At 52.8% G+C, this 17,611-nt stretch carries 13 protein-coding genes and 3 tRNA genes; 9 read left to right on the top strand and 7 right to left on the bottom strand.

Annotated elements, in window-relative coordinates; genetic code table 11:
* Positions 1–47: 47 nt before the first annotated feature.
* The 7 genes from infC (at position 48) to IE092_RS03380 (ending at position 5,766) form a co-directional block, all read left to right on the top strand.
* Positions 48–584, top strand: a complete 537-nt coding sequence (gene infC / locus IE092_RS03410; protein WP_189355578.1) for a translation initiation factor IF-3 — start codon at positions 48–50, stop codon at positions 582–584.
* A gap of 163 nt (positions 585–747) precedes the next feature.
* Positions 748–945 (top strand): 50S ribosomal protein L35, encoded by a 198-nt coding sequence (gene rpmI, locus IE092_RS03405; protein WP_189355577.1) that lies wholly within the window; start codon positions 748–750, stop codon positions 943–945.
* Positions 946–969: 24 nt separating this feature from the next.
* Positions 970–1,329, top strand: a complete 360-nt coding sequence (gene rplT, locus IE092_RS03400) for a 50S ribosomal protein L20 (protein WP_189355576.1) — start codon at positions 970–972, stop codon at positions 1,327–1,329.
* A gap of 124 nt (positions 1,330–1,453) precedes the next feature.
* Positions 1,454–2,470, top strand: coding sequence for a phenylalanine--tRNA ligase subunit alpha (gene pheS / locus IE092_RS03395; protein ID WP_189355575.1), 1,017 nt, complete (start codon positions 1,454–1,456; stop codon positions 2,468–2,470).
* A 40-nt stretch (positions 2,471–2,510) separates the two neighbouring features.
* Positions 2,511–4,925, top strand: coding sequence for a phenylalanine--tRNA ligase subunit beta (gene pheT, locus IE092_RS03390; protein ID WP_189355574.1), 2,415 nt, complete (start codon positions 2,511–2,513; stop codon positions 4,923–4,925).
* Positions 4,926–4,967: 42 nt separating this feature from the next.
* The gene (locus IE092_RS03385; RefSeq protein ID WP_189355573.1) at positions 4,968–5,381 is read left to right on the top strand and encodes an integration host factor subunit alpha; all 414 of its coding nucleotides are present in this window, start codon (positions 4,968–4,970) and stop codon (positions 5,379–5,381) included.
* A 37-nt stretch (positions 5,382–5,418) separates the two neighbouring features.
* Positions 5,419–5,766 carry a MerR family transcriptional regulator gene (locus tag IE092_RS03380; protein ID WP_229793000.1) on the top strand — a complete coding sequence of 116 codons (348 nt, stop codon included), beginning with the start codon at positions 5,419–5,421 and terminating at the stop codon, positions 5,764–5,766.
* A gap of 473 nt (positions 5,767–6,239) precedes the next feature.
* On the opposite strand, the gene IE092_RS03375 is transcribed toward IE092_RS03380, so the two are convergent.
* From IE092_RS03375 to IE092_RS03355, 5 genes are all read right to left on the bottom strand, one after another.
* Positions 6,240–8,231 carry a methyl-accepting chemotaxis protein gene (locus IE092_RS03375; RefSeq protein WP_189355571.1) on the bottom strand — a complete coding sequence of 664 codons (1,992 nt, stop codon included), beginning with the start codon at positions 8,229–8,231 and terminating at the stop codon, positions 6,240–6,242.
* 239 nt (positions 8,232–8,470) lie between these two features.
* Positions 8,471–8,546, bottom strand: a tRNA-Asn gene (locus IE092_RS03370).
* 95 nt (positions 8,547–8,641) lie between these two features.
* Positions 8,642–8,717: transfer RNA gene (locus IE092_RS03365), tRNA-Asn, on the bottom strand.
* Positions 8,718–8,788: 71 nt separating this feature from the next.
* A tRNA-Asn gene (locus IE092_RS03360) sits at positions 8,789–8,864 on the bottom strand.
* A gap of 65 nt (positions 8,865–8,929) precedes the next feature.
* Positions 8,930–10,144, bottom strand: a complete 1,215-nt coding sequence (locus IE092_RS03355; protein WP_189355570.1) for an amino acid aminotransferase — start codon at positions 10,142–10,144, stop codon at positions 8,930–8,932.
* Between the two features lie 239 nt (positions 10,145–10,383).
* Here IE092_RS03355 and uvrB point away from each other — a divergent pair, with 239 nt between their 5' ends.
* Positions 10,384–12,492 (top strand): excinuclease ABC subunit UvrB, encoded by a 2,109-nt coding sequence (gene uvrB / locus IE092_RS03350; protein ID WP_189355569.1) that lies wholly within the window; start codon positions 10,384–10,386, stop codon positions 12,490–12,492.
* Between the two features lie 205 nt (positions 12,493–12,697).
* On the opposite strand, the gene IE092_RS03345 is transcribed toward uvrB, so the two are convergent.
* Both IE092_RS03345 and IE092_RS03340 read right to left on the bottom strand, forming a co-directional pair.
* Positions 12,698–15,112, bottom strand: a complete 2,415-nt coding sequence (locus tag IE092_RS03345) for a S9 family peptidase (RefSeq protein ID WP_189355568.1) — start codon at positions 15,110–15,112, stop codon at positions 12,698–12,700.
* 180 nt (positions 15,113–15,292) lie between these two features.
* A complete protein-coding gene (locus IE092_RS03340; protein WP_189355567.1) occupies positions 15,293–16,597 on the bottom strand; it encodes a GGDEF domain-containing protein in 1,305 nt (434 codons plus the stop codon).
* Between the two features lie 374 nt (positions 16,598–16,971).
* Between IE092_RS03340 and IE092_RS03335 the strand changes: the two genes are divergently transcribed.
* Positions 16,972–17,526, top strand: coding sequence for a cysteine hydrolase family protein (locus tag IE092_RS03335; protein ID WP_189355566.1), 555 nt, complete (start codon positions 16,972–16,974; stop codon positions 17,524–17,526).
* Positions 17,527–17,611: the final 85 nt, after the last annotated feature.

Genomic DNA, 17,611 nt, shown 5'->3' with positions numbered 1-17,611 from the left:
GGCAGCCCCGCCGGTAAAGCGGGGTAGCACAGTTTTGATTATTTTTTTTGAAGGAAACGGCAATAGCTACCGATAAGACACATCGTATCAACGGGGAAATCAACGCGTCTGAAGTGCGTTTGTCCGGCGTTGATAACGAACCTCTGGGTATCGTTAAATTAAGTGAAGCCTTCCGCCTGGCGGAAGAGGCTGAAGTTGACCTCGTTGAAATTGCGCCGAATGCGCAACCTCCCGTTTGCCGTCTGATGGATTACGGCAAGTTCAAGTATCAGGAGCAGAAAAAAGCTCATGAAGCCAAAATGAAACAAAAAGTCATTTCGGTGAAAGAGATTAAATTCCGCCCGGGTACAGACGATGGCGATTACAACATCAAGCTGCGTAACCTGATTAAGTTCCTCGAGGAAGGTGATAAGACCAAAATCACACTGCGTTTCCGTGGTCGTGAAATGGCTCACCAGGATATCGGTGTGCGTATGCTGGAACGCCTGAAGCAAGATCTGGAACCATATGGTCAGGTCGAGCAATTCCCGAAAGTGGAAGGCCGTCAGATGGTGATGGTTCTGGCACCGAAGAAGAAAAAATAATCCGGTTTTTCCGAATTATCAGAATTCGTCCGGTTGTGAAGCCGGACAGAATGCAGTCTGGAAACAGACTGCACTAATAAGTGAGAAGTAGGCATCCAAGAGCAGTGAATTTGCTGCCACCTACCATCATATATAACGGAGCTGTCGAAAAGACAGAGATGCTATGCCAAAAATGAAGACGAAAAGCAGCGCGAAAAAGCGCTTCCGCGTCCGTCCGGGCGGTACTGTAAAACGTGGTCAAGCGTTCAAACGTCACATCCTGACTAAGAAAACGACCAAAAACAAACGTCAGCTGCGCGGTGCCGTAGGTGTTCACAGCACCAATATGGAATCCGTGGCACGTATGATGCCAAGTGCTTAACCTCAACACCGTTAAGGAGTAATTATGCCTAGAGTAAAACGTGGGGTTACAGCTCGTGCCCGTCATAAAAAAGTTCTGAACCTTGCAAAAGGTTACCGTGGTCGTCGCAGTAAAGTATTCCGTATTGCTAAGCAAGCAGTTATGCGCGCTGGTCAGTACGCATACCGTGACCGCCGCAACAAAAAACGTGTATTCCGCGCACTGTGGATCGCACGTATCAACGCTGGTGCACGTCAACACGGCATCACTTACAGCGTGTTCATGAACGGCCTGAAAAAAGCCGCGATTGCACTCGACCGTAAAGTGCTGGCTGACATGGCTGTAACTGACAAAGCTGCTTTCGCTGCTATTGTGAACCAAGTTAAAGCCAACCTGGCAGCGTAATCTGACTTACAGTCGCGCTGGCTGACTTTCTTTGGTCAGCCACAGCAAACGGGGCAAAGGTTGATTCCTGTGCCCCGTTTTGTTTTCAGTTTTTCATTCAGCTTCTAGTCAGCGGGAACAACGCATGAATTCATTAGATCAAATTGTCAGCCAGGCCCGTGCTGATTTTCTTGCAGCGCCGGATGCTGCAGCGCTCGAAAACGCCAAAGCGGTTTATCTGGGAAAAAGCGGCCAGATTACCGAACTCATGAAAAGTCTGGGTAAGCTGGCACCGGAAGAGCGTAAAGCACAGGGAGCAGTGATTAATGCTGCCAAAACACAGATTGAAAATGCGCTGACCGAGCGCCGTGAAGCGCTGGCGAATGCACAGCTGCAGGCGCGCCTGAATGCAGAGGCAATTGATGTGACCCTGCCAGGCCGTGGCCGCAGTGTTGGTGGTATTCACCCGGTAATGCGCACATGGCAGCGTGTTGAAGAGATTTTCCGTTCTATCGGTTTCGATGTGGCAGACGGCCCCGAAATTGAAACTGACTGGACTAATTTTACTGCGCTGAACAGCCCGGAAAATCATCCGGCACGTTCGATGCAGGATACATTCTATGTTGATGGTAACGACAGCCAGGGCAAGCAATTGCTGCTGCGTACCCATACCAGCCCGATGCAGGTGCGCTATGCGCGTGCTAATCAGCCGCCGATCAAAGTAATCGCACCGGGCCGTACTTATCGCGTTGACAGCGATGCGACGCATTCTCCGATGTTCCACCAGGTAGAAGGTCTGTGGATTGCTGAAAATATCAGCTTCGCGGATCTGAAAGGTGTGTACCTGAATTTCGTCCGCGCATTCTTTGAAACCGACGATCTGCAAGTGCGCTTCCGTCCATCCTATTTCCCTTTCACTGAACCATCCGCAGAGATCGATATCGCGTTCGGCAGTGGTCCGCTGAAAGGCCGCTGGCTGGAAGTTTCGGGCTCTGGTCAGGTACATCCTTCCGTGATCCGTAACATGGGTCTGGATCCTGAAAAATACATCGGTTTCGCATTCGGTTCCGGTCTGGAGCGTCTGACCATGCTGCGCTATGGTGTGAACGACCTGCGCCTGTTCTACGAGGGTGATCTGCGCTTCCTGAAGCAGTTCAACTGATCCCGACAACCGAATTAATCTCATTAGACAGAGCTGAATTATGCAATTTTCTGAAAACTGGCTTCGTACCATGGTCGATCCGAAGTTGACTTCGGATGAGCTGTCCCATCTGCTGACGATGTCTGGCCTCGAAGTGGAAGAAGTTGAGCCCGTTGCTCCTCCTTTCACCAATGTGGTGGTGGCGGAAGTACGTGAAGTGGTCAAGCATCCGGATGCAGACCGTTTAAATGTATGTCAGGTGGATGTGGGTACCGGCACTTTACTGAATATCGTTTGCGGTGCGCCGAACGTGCGCGTCGGTTTGCGTATTCCGTGCGCGACGGCTGGTGCAGTACTGCCGCCGGGTGCGGATGGTAAACCATTCGTGATCAAAGTCGGCAAGCTGCGCGGTGTGGAATCACAGGGTATGCTGTGTTCCGCACGTGAACTGAAACTGTCCGAAGAAAACAGTGGTTTGCTGGAGTTGCCATCGGATGCGCCGGTCGGCATGAACTTCCGTGACTACTATCAGCTGAATGACCTGAAATTCACGATCAAACTGACACCGAATAAAGCAGATTGCTTATCGGTTCTTGGCGTGGCACGTGAAGTATCTGCGCTGACAGGTACACCGTTGCATCTGCCGACCACCAAAGAAGTGCCGGTCACACTGACTGAAACCGTGCCCGTTAAAATCGAAGCACCAGAGCTGTGCGGTCGTTTTGCCGGTCGCGTGATTCGCGGTGTAAACGCAAAAGCGGCAACGCCGGACTGGATGAAACAGCGACTGGAGCGCTGTGGTCAGCGTTCTATCTCCGCACTGGTCGACATTTCCAACTATGTGATGCTGGAGCTCGGTCGTCCGTCACACGTGTTTGACCTCGATAAAATGCACGGCGGCATCACAGTACGCTGGGCAAAAGAAGGTGAAACGCTGAAGCTGCTGAACGGTAATACTGTGACGCTGGACCCGTGGTTCGGTGTGGTAGCGGATGATAAAGCGGTGGAATCTCTGGCGGGTATCATGGGCGGTGACGACAGTGCAGTCACGCTGGATACACAAAACATTTATCTGGAAGCTGCGTTCTGGTGGCCAGACGCAATTCAGGGCCGCGCACGCAAACTGAATTTTTCGACTGACGCAGCGCACCGCTTTGAGCGTGGTGTCGATTTTGCGAGCATCGTTGAACATATCGAACGTATTACCGCACTGATCGTGGAAATCTGCGGTGGTCAGGTTGGTCCTGTGACCGATCTGGTGACCCGTTTGCCTGAGCGCAATCCTGTGGCAATGCGTGCTGACCGTGCACGTAAAGTGATCGGTGTTGCACTGGCAGATGCACAGATCGCTGACGTGTTCACACGCCTGAAACTGGAATTTACCCTGACAGAAGGCGTGTTCCATGTGGTACCGCCATCCTATCGTTTCGATATCGAAATCGAAGAAGATCTGATTGAAGAAGTGGCACGTGTCTACGGTTTTGAAAATATCCCTGCGCTGCCGCCGGTGGCTGAGCATGTCATGCGTATCGCGCCGGAAAACCACCGTTCTCAGTTCGCCATCCGCCGCCTGATCGCTGATCAGGATTATCAGGAAGTGGTGAATTACAGCTTTGTCGATGAAAGCTGGGAGCTGGATTTTGCGGCGAATGCCAATCCGGTGCGCGTTGTGAATCCGATCGCGAGTCAGATGAGTGTGATGCGTACCACGCTGATCAGCAGTCTGGTGGCGAATGCGCGCTACAACATTAACCGCAAGCTGAACCGTGTTCGCGTTTTCGAAATCGGTGCTGTGTATCTGAAAGATGCGCAAGTGACCGATGGTCCGCTGACGGTCGCAGGCTATCATCAGCCTAAACGTCTGGCGGGTCTGGCTTACGGGCCAGTGCTGGAAGAGCAGTGGGGCGTTGCTGACCGTCAGGTGGATTTCTTTGATGTCAAAGCTGATCTGGAAGCACTGTTTGCACCGAAGTCTCTGCGCTTTGTGAAAGCGGAGCATGTGGCGTTGCATCCGGGACGTTCCGCCAGTGTTGAACTCGATGGCAAAGTCATTGGCGTGATCGGCGAACTGCATCCTAAGCTGCAGCAAAAATACGAACTGCCGCAAGCACCGGTGGTGTTTGAAGTGGACGTCGCTGCGCTGCAGAATATAGATGTGCCTGTGTATCAGGAAATTTCCAAGTTCCAGGCGGTCAGTCGTGATCTGGCACTGGTAGTACGTCAGGATGTGGCGGTGCAGTCGCTGCTGGATTGCTTCAGTCAGACCCGTGCTAAGGATCCTGCCTGTGCGATTGTGCAGTCTGTTCGCCTGTTCGATGAGTACCGTGGTAAGGGACTGGCGGATGACGAGAAAAGCCTTGCTTTCCGTTTCAGCTTACAAGATACTCAGGGCACTTTGCTGGACGAGCAGGTTGAAGCAGCCATGGCCGCTTTGACAACGGCAGCCGGTCAGCAGTATGCTGCGAAGTTGCGTTAATGATTGCGTTCAGCGAGTCTTATAGGTGAGAGAAGTTTGACAATGAATGACGTAAATTCCGCTGAATTTCAGTCGGTACTTGATGCTGATTTATCCCGTGCTGTTCAGGCAGCCAAAGCGCGTTCACAGGCAGAAAAAGAACTGCCGACACTGACCAAGGCAGAGCTCGCAGAGCTGCTGTTTGAGCATGTCGGCCTGAACAAGCGCGAAGCAAAAGACATGGTGGAGACCTTCTTTGATGAGATCCGCGATGCACTGGAGCGCGGGGAATCGGTCAAGCTGTCCGGATTCGGGAATTTTCAGTTGCGTGACAAACCTCAGCGCCCGGGACGTAATCCGAAAACCGGTGAAGAAATTCCGATCACCGCACGCCGCGTCGTCACTTTCCATGCCAGTCAGAAACTGAAGGGCATGGTTGACGACGCCAATTCCGCTAACCTTGTAAATGTAGCCTGAGTGGCAGAGTATGACAGAGAGCAGGATACCAACCAGTATGTTGCCCCCGATTCCGGCAAAACGTTACTTTACGATCGGGGAAGTCAGTGAGTTATGCGGTGTGAAAGCCCATGTTCTGCGTTACTGGGAACAAGAGTTTTCACAGCTGAAGCCGGTAAAACGACGCGGTAACCGTCGTTATTATCAGCATCATGAAGTGTTGCTGGTGCGCCGTATCCGTGAGTTGCTGTATGACCTCGGTTTCACCATCAATGGTGCACGCAACAAGCTGGCGGGGCCAAAACCGAATGGCAGCAGCCACGCGGAACCGGAAATCAGTCTGCACGAAGTTCGTGAAGAACTGAAAGCCATACTCACGCTGCTGCGCGAGCCGGCAGCAAGCTGATCCGGACTGACTGCAATCCTCTGGATTGTTGTCAGCACAAGTAAAACGACACCGTGTTCTGTAAATGATGCGGTGTTTTTTTATGCAACGCAGTTCCGGAGCACTATTGCGCACTATTACGCGATGTTACTGCGCAGGTGCCGCATCGCGGACCAGGCAGCCGCGAGGCAGGCTGCATTGCTGGCGGGGATGATGGCAGCCTGCTTCAGGGCCGGTTTTTTGCCTGAAAATGCCCGAAATGCGGACTTTCGCACAGCGATCTGGCGGTCGTCGGCAGAAAGTCCGGCTCTCCGAAAATCACGAATGACGAATTTTGCATACTGTCGGACATTTCTCCTCCCCTTGGCCAATGCGATTGATGCCTGGCTCAGGATTCGTCCGGTGCTGAAATGGACAAGGCCACGTCAAGACGTGGGCCTGTATCTGATGACGAGGCGATGGCGACCGCAGGTGCCTGCCGTCACTATGCGCTGTTATGCCAGTCGCGGATTGGTGCGTTGTGCTCCCTGCTTTCCTTTCAACAGTTTCTTTGCGGCTGCAGGCTGAATGCTGAATCCGCTTGCATGACCATGCTCTGTGGCAGGGCGGAAGGCGCTGATGGCGGCGCTGAGTGCTGCCGCTTCCGACTCCAGTTGTGCTGCTGAACGAGCTGCTTCACTGACGAGGCTGGCATTGTGCTGGGTAATGCTGTCGATGCTGGCGATGGTGTCATTCACACTGGAGATGCCTGCGCTTTGCTCGCGGCCTGCGCCGGCGATTTGTTCGATCAGTGCGGAGACTTGTGCCACATCCTGGGCAATTGTGCTCATACTGCTGCCAGCGGCTTCAATCATATCGTTACCGCGTGAAATTGCCTGACCTGAACGGTCGATCAGCTGTTTGATTTCTTTTGCCGCTTCCGCACTGCGTTGCGCCAGACTGCGCACTTCGCTGGCGACCACTGCAAATCCGCGGCCTTCCTGTCCGGCACGGGCTGCTTCGACAGCGGCATTCAGCGCCAGAATATTGGTCTGGAAGGCGATGCCATCCATAACGTTAATGATGTCAGAAATCAGATTGGCGCTGTGTGTGACGCTTTGCATCGATTCAATTGCACTCTGCATCACGTTCAGGCCTTCCTGTACCTGTGTTGCTGTGCCCGCGATCACGGCATTTGCCTGCGCCAGATTCGCCGCATTTTCCTGTGTTGAGCTGGTCAGTTGGGAAATTGCACTGCTGGTTTTTTGCACGGAGTCGGCCTGATGTGCAGTGCGTTCCGCGAGATCGGTATTTTCCTGATGAATTTCATGTGCAATGCTGTCGATTTCCAGTGCGCTGTGGCGGATGTTTTCCACCATCTGACTCAGACCGTGGCGCATGTCTGCAATGGCGCTCAGCAATGCGGATAATTCATCCTGACCGTTGACCGGTACCGGATCATGCAGATTACCGGCGGCTGTTTCCTGCAAGTTGTGTGTCAGCTGACGGATATCCGCACTGAATGCGATATACATGCCGGCCAGCAGATAGGCTGCGATCAGCGTCAGCACGATGATGCCTGCCACGATTTCCAGCATGCGCAATTGCAGTGCTGTTTGTTCCTGCGTGAGCCGATTGCTCAGCTGTTGTTCGGTTTGCTGCTGGGTTTGCTGTAATGCATTCAGTACCTGCTCACCGGCTTCGCTGAATTCTTTGCCGGAAGTCTGATTCACAGAGGCCAGCACTTCATCTTTTGCGCGTTCAAAAAAACGACGTGTCAGATCGCTGATTTTCTGAATTTGTTCATGTTCTGCAGCAAAGCCCGCGTCGCGCTCTTTCAGTGCTGCGCTGGTCTGCAGCAGGGCGGCGATATCGTTATTTGCCTGCATGGCAAGTGAGTTCAGCATCACATCTTCGCCAGCTTCGAACAAACCGGAGTCGATGTAAGCGGCGCCGCGTGCAGTCATGACATCCACTTTTTCACGCAGTGCGGGCAGGGCTTGCAGGCTCAGGCTGGCGAGGCTGTGATTCATCGCATCGCTGTCCAGCGATAGCTTCGCTTGCTGGGCGATGGTGCTTTGCTGCTCGCGAATGGTGTGAATAGTTTTGCTGTAAGCCGCAAATACCGCCGGTGCCTTGATACCATCCTGCCGGATGCTTTGTTGCAGCGCATCGAGTAATGCTTTGTTTTGCGGATTTTCGCTGAATGCAGCCAGTGACTGTTCAGTCTGGCGTATCGGTTCTGCCAGTTCTTTATTGCCCATGATCTGGCGGTGCTGCAAGCCACGTAACCGGGTCAGCGCTGCGATCAGTTTTTCCTGCTGCTGTATGGTGCCTAATGCATCGCGTTTTTCCGCAGCAGCCCGAACGCCCTGACTCATTTCGGCAATCAGTAAGCCGACAACAATCAGCAGCGGAATCGCGAACGCGACGGCGATAAAGCTGACTTTGTGTGCGATGCGGAAACGGCGCGCGAGGCGTATGGCGGGGGAGAATAGTGTGTTCACGGTAGGGTATTGCCTTGAGTTGATTCGCGGCAATACTACGTGAGCAATATGACTGAATTGTGACTAAATGTAAGTGAAATAAGGGTATAACGAAACAGTCTGAGGGCCCTTCAGAACTGCATGATTACGGTAGATGCGGCGTCAGATGGGATTCAGAATGACGCGTTCTGACAATAGAATGACGGGTAAAACCGTGCGAGGAATAAAAAAGGCTTAACCTAAGTTAAGCCTTTAAATTTTGGCTCCCCGACCTGGACTCGAACCAGGGACCTGCGGATTAACAGTCCGTCGCTCTACCGACTGAGCTATCAGGGATCAAACTTATACAACCAACTGCAGCAATTTTTCTTATCCGTTTGCTGCTGACTGGAATAAAAAAGGCTTAACCAGCGTTAAGCCTTAAAGTGTTCTGGCTCCCCGACCTGGACTCGAACCAGGGACCTGCGGATTAACAGTCCGTCGCTCTACCGACTGAGCTATCAGGGAACAGAAGCTGCGCTTCAAAACTTGTTACATTGCAATGATTATTTTTAAGTTCATTGCCAACTTGAATTCTTTGGCTCCCCGACCTGGACTCGAACCAGGGACCTGCGGATTAACAGTCCGTCGCTCTACCGACTGAGCTATCAGGGAACAGAGACAGACATTATAGGGACGTGAGTAATCCTTGTCAATATCTGCCCCGGCGCTTTGCGCGATTACAGCACCTGTGCGATGGCGCTCAGTACGTGGCCAATGTTTTTGCTATTCAGCGCCGCAACGCAGATACGACCGGTATCCACCGCGTACACGGAATGCTGTTCGCGCAGCACGGTGACTTGCTCTTTGCTCAGACCGGAGTAAGAGAACATGCCGCGTTGCTGCATTACAAAGTCAAAATTGTGGTTTGGCGCCGCTTCTTTCAGACCAGCCACAAACGCTGCGCGCATTTCGCGGATGCGCACACGCATGCCCGCCAGCTCGTCTTCCCACAGCTGACGCAGCTCCGGTGTGGACAGCACAGTAGCAACGACCTGACCACCGTGTGACGGCGGGTTGGAGTAGTTGGTACGGATCACACGTTTCAGTTGCGACATCACGCGCGCGGCTTCTTCTGCGCTGGCAGCAACGATGCTCAGTGCGCCGACACGTTCGCCATACAGAGAGAACGATTTCGAGAACGAGTTCGATACAAACAGCGGGCCGCCTGCATCGGCAAAGCGACGCACAACCTGACCGTCTGCTTCGATGCCTTCGCCAAAGCCCTGATAGGCCATGTCGAGGAAAGGAATCAGACCACGGCTGGTCACCACTTCAATGATTTGTGTCCATTGCGCGTCGCTGAGATCCGCACCGGTCGGGTTGTGGCAGCAAGCGTGCAGCACAACGACAGAACCCGCTGGCATGGTTTGCAGTGCCTGCAGCATGCCGTCGAAATTCACACCACGGGTATTCGCGTCGTAGTAAGGGTAGGTATTGACCTGAAAACCGGCAGATTCAAACAGCGCGCGGTGGTTTTCCCAGCTCGGGTCGCTGATATAGATTTGTGCGTCCGGAGAAAAACGTTTCAGGAAGTCTGCGCCCAGCTTCAGTGCGCCGGTGCCGCCGATGGCCTGTGCCGTGATCGCACGTTTTTCACGTACTACTGCGCTGTCCGCGCCGAATACCAGATCCTGCACGGCGCGGTCATAGGCCGCCAGACCTTCGATTGGCAGATAGGTGCGTGGTGCAGCTTTTTCCATCAGCAGGGCTTCGGCTTTTTGTACGCAGGCCAGCAGCGGTACTTTGCCGTTATCGTCATAGTAAACACCCACGCCGAGGTTGACTTTGGACGGGTTGGTATCGGCATTGAATGCTTCAGTCACGCCCAGAATCGGGTCGCGCGGTGCCATGTCAATCGCGGAAAACAGGGTAGAAGTTGCGGTAGCAGTCATCGTGATAATATGAAATGTTTCTGTGTCAGTGACAGAAGTGGTTGAAATAAAACTGTGGTCCGGCTTTTCCGGTTCTTTGCCGTGAAAGCAGCGGGGGATTACACAAATCATTGACGCACGATATGCAGCATTCAACACAATGACAGTACGGGTGGTACCTGAGTGCAGGCGGATGGCCTGCGGATTGTGCTTCGCGTAATACCCGGATAGCCGGACATTTTAACAAAGGAAGAGTCACGATGGCGGTCGCACCAGTGAATATGGCAAATACGGAAGGCTATGACGAATCAAAATTCCGTACTTTTCCGGATTCCCCGTTTGCCTTGTATGAAATTTTCCCGCCGGCCGGCGATCAGCCAACGGCGATTGCCAGTCTCACTGAAGGCATACAGGATGGCTTATCGTTCCAGACCCTGCTGGGTGTGACCGGTTCCGGTAAGACTTACACGATGGCGAATGTGATTGCGCGCTGCGGTCGTCCGGCGATTGTGTTTGCGCCGAATAAAACGCTGGCGGCGCAGTTATACAGCGAGTTCCGTGAGTTTTTCCCGAAAAATGCTGTCGAGTATTTCGTGTCTTACTACGATTACTACCAGCCGGAAGCTTATGTGCCGCAGCGTGACTTGTTCATTGAGAAAGATTCGGCAATCAATGAACATATCGAGCAGATGCGCTTGTCCTGCACCAAATCGCTGATGGAGCGGCGCGATGTGGTGATTGTGGCGACAGTATCTGCGATTTACGGTATCGGTAATCCGAACGAATACCACAAAATGATTCTGACGCTGCGCGCCAAAGACAAGGTCAGCCAGCGCGACATCATCGCCCGCCTGATTCAGATGCAGTACACCCGCAATGAAATGGACTTTTCACGCGGCACTTTCCGTGTGCGCGGCGATACCATCGATATTTTCCCTGCCGAACACGCGGAACTGGCGGTGCGGGTCGATACTTTTGACGATGAAATTGAATCGCTGCAATTGTTTGATCCGCTGACCGGCAAAGTCAGGCAGAAGATTCCGCGTTTCACCGTGTATCCGGGTTCGCATTACGTCACACCGCGTGAAACCGTGTTGCGTGCAGTCGAAACGATTAAAGAAGAGTTGCGTGAACGTCTGGACTTTTTCCGGCGTGAAAACAAGCTGATCGAAGAGCAGCGCATTGAACAGCGCACCCGTTTTGATCTGGAAATGCTGGCGGAAATCGGTTTTACCAAAGGCATCGAAAACTATTCGCGCCATCTGAGCGGCGCTGCGCCCGGTGAACCGCCGCCGACGCTGGTGGATTATCTGCCGCAGGATGCGCTGATGTTCCTCGACGAATCGCACATGATGATCGGCCAACTGAACGGCATGTATAACGGCGACCGTGCGCGTAAGCAGAATCTGGTCGATTACGGCTTCCGTCTGCCGTCCGCGCTGGATAACCGTCCGCTGAAGTTTGAAGAATTTGAAGGCAAGATGCGCCAGACGATTTTCGTGTCGGCAACACCGGCAGATTACGAAGCGCGTCGCACGGATCAGGTGGTGGAACAAGTGGTGCGTCCGACCGGTCTGGTCGATCCGGAAATTGAAGTGCGTCCGGCAATCACGCAGGTTGATGATCTGATGAATGAAGCCGTGGCGCGTATCGCCAAAGGCGAGCGTGTGCTGGTGACAACGCTGACCAAGCGCATGTCGGAACAACTGACCGAATTCCTGAATGATAACGGTATCAAAGTCCGCTATCTGCACAGCGATATTGATACAGTGGAGCGGGTGGAAATTATCCGCGATCTGCGTCTCGGTACTTTTGATGTGCTGGTCGGGATTAACCTGCTGCGCGAAGGGCTGGATATTCCCGAAGTGTCGCTGGTGGCGATTCTGGATGCAGATAAAGAAGGTTTTCTGCGTTCCGAACGTTCGCTGATTCAGACCATCGGCCGCGCAGCGCGTAACCTGAACGGTAAAGCGATTCTGTACGCTGACCGCATCACCGATTCCATGCGTCGTGCAATGGAAGAAGCCGAACGTCGCCGCACCAAGCAGATTGCCTTCAATCTGGAACATGGCATCACACCGAAGAGCGTGCAGAAACAAATCCGCGACATTATTGATGGCGTGTATTCCGACAAATCTTCACAGCCGGAACAGAAAGTGGCGGAAGAGCAGGCACGCTACGAAAGCATGAGCGAGAAACAGATCAGCAAAGAAATCAAGCGTCTGGAAAAACAAATGCTGGATCACGCGAAAAATCTGGAATTCGAAAAAGCCGCCAAAGTACGCGATGAACTGGCGAAACTCAAAGACTTGCTGTTCGGTGCCGGCGGGCATGATGCAGTGAACCAGATTGCCGGCGGACAGGGTTGATTGTGCAGAAGTCCGCATCCGCCTTTTTCTGAGGCCCGGACTTTCTGCCGACGACCGCAGTACCGCTGTGCTGAACACCGCATTTGAGGTGTTTTCAGGCTCTTTTCAGCTTCTTTCAGTCTTCTTCCGAAGCTGAGCCAGTGACCATAAAAAAAGCCTTGCCAGCGTGAGCCGGCAAGGCGAACTCAGTCAGCGTGGTGCTGGCTTATTTTTTCTTCAGACAGCCTTCGAGGAACTGATCCTGCTCCCACAGCAGATGCAGGATGTTTTCCTTGGCCGCGTAGCCGTGGCTTTCTTTCGGCAGAATCACCATACGTACCGGTGCGCCCAGACCTTTTAATGCCTGGAAGTAGCGCTCGGTTTGCAGGGTGAAGGTACCCGGATTGTTATCGGCTTCACCGTGTACCAGCAACAGCGGTGTCTTCATTTTGTCCGCGTGCATGAACGGTGCCATGGTGTTGTAGATCTGCGGCGCTTCCCAGTAGTTGCGCTGTTCATTCTGGAAGCCGAACGGTGTCAGCGTGCGGTTGTACGCGCCGCTGCGTGCGATACCGCAGGCAAACAGTTTGGAATGGGTCAGCAGATTGGCTGTCATGAACGCGCCGTAAGAATGGCCGCCAACAGCAACACGGTTACGGTCGATATACCCCATCGCATCCACGGCATTGATTGCCGCTTCCGCATTGTCAACTAACTGCGTTAAGAAAGTATCGTTCGGCTCTGCCTTGCCTTCACCGATAATCGGGAAGGCTGCGTCGTCCAGCACCGCATAGCCACGGGTTGTCCAGTAAATGAAAGAACCGTAGCTCGGATAGGTGAACTGATTCGGATTGTGGCGGCTCTGACCTGCGGAATCCTTGTCTTTAAATTCTGCCGGATACGCCCAGATCAGCAGTGGCAGTTTTTCTTTCTTGCTGCGGTCGTAGCCCGCTGGCAGATACAGATTGCCGGACAATTGCACGCCGTCTTTACGCTGATACTTGATCACTTCTTTGTGCACGTCTTTCAGACCCGCAAACGGATTGGCAAACGAGGTCAGCGCTTTCAGCGGTTCACCGGATTTGACCGAACGCATGTAGTAGTTCGGATAGTCAGTACGCGATTGCAGGCTGACCAGAACTTCGCCTTTTTTCGCATCTTCCAGCGACACGATGGTTTCCATCTTGTCTTTGTCAGTTGCCTGATACAGACGTTTGGTTTGCAGGCTTTGCAGATCCAGTTCATCAATGAACGGGAACTGACCTTCGCGCGTGAAGCCTTCACCGATCAGGAAAGCCTTGCCGTCTTCGGTGGCCAGTACGCGGCGGTCAAACTGATTGCGACGGGTTTCAAAGCGGCCCGGATTTTTGTAAATATCCTGAATATTACGGTCGAATACCAGACGCGGTTCTTTGGCTGGCGCTGCCGGATCAATCAGGAAAGTTTTGCTGTTACGGGTGTCGTACCAGCTTTCGCTGACCACTGCCGTATGATCATCACCCCAGACCACACCGGCAAAACGCTGGCGCAGTTTGACCAGAGAGACCGGAGCCTGTGTGAACGGCGCATCCCAGCTGAACAATTCATCACGGAATTCGGTTTTCTTAGACGGATCGCCACCGTCCAGTGCTGTCACATAGCTGAGCGTCGCCGGTTTATCGGCACGCCAGCCGATGCGGCGTTTGCCCGGCTCCGTTGCGCTGAAACCTTTTGGCATGGTTTCCAGCAATGGACGTTCGTGGATCGCTTTGACGACTTTGCCATCGAGGTCGGTCACGATGGTATTGAACGGGAAGCGATCCAGCTGCACCAGATACGAAAACGGTTTTTGCAGAACATCCAGCAACAGATAGCGGCCATCCGGCGATACATCGACTTCGGTCAGCATTTCGCCTTTGCGCAGCACGGTTTGTTTGCCGTTCAGGCTGACTTTCACCAGATCCGACGTCAGCAGTGTTTCCAAATTTGCTTCATCGATTTTGTTTTTCAGCAGATCGGCGTATGTACGGGTTTGCGAAACAGTGCCGGTGGAAGTGGAAATGATAGGGCCGGTTGGCAGATCGCGGCTGGCGTCGCGCAGGGCAGGGCGCTGCTTCGGCAACATTTTCACCAGCATACCCTGGCTGTCAGCCAGCCAGCTGTAGGCGGCACCGCCGGCACCGTTCAGATTCGCGCCGGTGATACGTTGTGCAGACGCTTTCGCGACATCAATCACCCACAGTTCCGCACCTTTATCTGTCGTGTTGGTGAAGCCGATTTTTTTGCCATCCGGCGACCATTTCACATTCGAAATCAGAGCATCTGCCGGCATGCCTTTGATCTCGGTTTCTTTGCCGGTGCTGACCTGTTTCAGGCGCAGCTGGTTCACATACGGCTGGGTGGTCGGCATATTGGTTTGCGGGTTAATCCGCAGACCTGCCAGACGCAGTTCCGGCTGGCTCAGTTCACGCAGCGATTTATAGGTGTTGCGGAAGCTCAGCAGCATGGTCTGGCGCTGATGATCAAAGCTCACAGTCGGCGGACGCTGATAATCGGCCAGCGCCATAATCGATGGCGGCGGAACCTGATAACCGAGATTTTCCTGTGCGAATACTTGTGCGCTGAGCATGGCAGCCAGCAGCAGCGAATGGCGTAATTTCATGTTTCTCCCCGTTTGTTGTCTGTGTTCGCTGGCGGATGCGTGTCGCGTCAGCGTCTGTGCTTAGAGGGAAAAACGATGTGCTGGTTCCCGCACAGTGGCGGGGAATTGTATAAAAATGTAGGTGACCGGCAAAAAGCAAAACGCCGGTATGTCACCGGCGTTTATCGAGGGATGTTTGCATCAGCCGCAAATCTGATTGCGGCCATTCTGTTTGGCCTGATACAGCTGTTCATCTGCACGCAGGAATAATTCATTTTCGGATTTGCATTCCGGGAAAGTCGCCAGCCCGCCGCTGAAGCTGAACTGGCGGGTTTCTTCCGGCGTTACCTGAAACACGACGCGACCAAAGGCTTCGCGCATCATATCCATTCTTTGCTTGCCGGTTTGTGCATCGCAATCCCAGAACACCATCACAAATTCTTCGCCGCCAAAGCGGCTCAGCAAATCGTTCTCGCCGATATACGCGGACAACACCAGCGATAAGCGTTTAATCACGATATCGCCGAAATAATGGCCCCAGGTATCGTTGATAGTTTTGAATTTATCAATATCAATGACGCCATAGGCCAGTGGCTTGCCTTGTTGCTGCGCTTTTTGTATCCAGTCCTGCGCCCGCTTTTGCAAACCGACTTTATTCAGTAAACCGGTTGCGCGATCACGGCTGATTAAATCTTTGGCGGTGCGGATTTTCTGGATGCGCTGGATCAGCTGGCGGCTGAGAATATCCGGTTCGCTGCGATTCAGGATCTGATCAAAACCGCTGTCCAGTGCCCGGCGTGCTATGTGCGGCTGACTGGTTTCCTGTATCAGAAAAATTTCACGACCATTATCAAATTCAATATTTTTCTTAAGAATGCGGGCGACCGCTTCAGTTTGCTGATACTTCGCTTCGCTGATCAGTACGATATCGGGTTGTAAGGCTTTGACACGAAGATGAAAAGTAGCCGCATCCGTATGCTGAACCAGTTGTATATCCTGCGCTGCCAGCATGGCGTGATCAAGTGGCGGCTGGTCGTCCAGACACAGAATCGTATTGCTGCTACCGGTTTGCTGACGTGCAAATATATTGAACAGTTTTTCAACCAGATTCGCGTTGCTGATTGGTTTTTCCGCATACGCGAGGCACTGGCTGTCAACCAGTCGCTGCTGCAATGCAAACCGCTCACCCTGGCGATTGGTTTGTAAATAGATGTATTCGCGTCCAGTCGGCAGCCGTTGCAATAAATCGCTGAGAAACATGGTCTGGCGCTTTTGCTGCAACATATCCGCTTGCATGTTGTATAACACATCCAGATCAATCAGAAATAAAGCGTTGTCTTCCGCATGGCTGACTGCAGTGACAAAATCGCTCATCTGGTGAAAAAACAGAATGTCAAAATCGTATTTGTGTGCGTTCAGCAATAACTCTTCGCGGTTATCTGCAATGAAAAAAATCTGCGCCAGAAGGTACACCTTATTCTTAAACAACAAGCTTACTTCTGCCATTCCTGCTCCGATCTGCTGTGCTGAAATACGATTCCGGTACTGTGTTAGTCCGCTGATTGTAGCGATGTATTGCGATTACATAAACAGGTGATTTCGTGAAACTGCTGTCTGCTGTTGAATTAATAATGACATTTGTATCTGAATGTTCGCTGATACAGCATGGCTGTATGACCTTTGATTTGTTGCAGTATGGCATAACTGTGACACTGAAGCAGCATGTGTGCATTTTGTAGTGATACAACACTAAAACTTCGTGCGACAATGGTTTGCCGTTGTTCTCATGGCATGTATGAGGCCGAATGGTGCTTTGATGGTGCAGTTTGTCAGTGTCGTAACCGGCCGGTCTGTCAGCCCGGCATGTCGGGGAAAATCACATGAAAACAGCTTTACTGATCATCGATGTACAACGCGGTTTGTTTGATCCTGAGCCGCGTCCGTTTGAAGCAGACCAGGTCATGCGCCGTATCAATCAGCTAGCCGCACAGGCAAGAACGCACAGTGTGCCGGTGGTGTTTATCCAGCATGAAAGTCGTGAAGGCAGTTTGCAGTTCGGCAGCGATGGCTGGCAACTGGCGCAGGAACTCGATCTGGAAGAGGGCGATGTGGTATTGCGCAAAACCACGCCGGATTCATTTCTGCGTACCGAGCTGGCAGAACTCTTGCAAGTGTGGGAAGTGGAGCAGGTGGTGGTGTGTGGTTACGCCAGTGAATTCTGTGTTGATACCACGGTGCGCCGCGCAGCAGCACAGGGCCTGGATGTGGTGCTGGTGGAAGATGCACACACGACGCATGACAAAGCCCATATGTCCGCACGCCAGATCCGTGAACATCACAACCGTACGCTGCCGTCGATCCGCAGTTTCGGCAGCCGTATCAGTGCACTGCCTGCAGCCAGCCTGCAATTTAACGCGCTTGCCAGCGCCGCCTGAATTCCGGCGGAACAAAAAGAAGGTCTTTGAGGTCTCAAACCAGACAGGCAGCCCGCGCAGGCATATTGATATAAAAAGTGTGTAT

Source organism: Cognatundibacterium squillarum (assembly GCF_014652435.1).
Taxonomy (GTDB): Bacteria; Pseudomonadota; Gammaproteobacteria; order Burkholderiales; family Burkholderiaceae_D; genus Undibacterium; species Undibacterium squillarum.
Note: the sequence above shows the minus strand (reverse complement) of the source record. Positions and strands in the feature narration are given on the sequence as shown.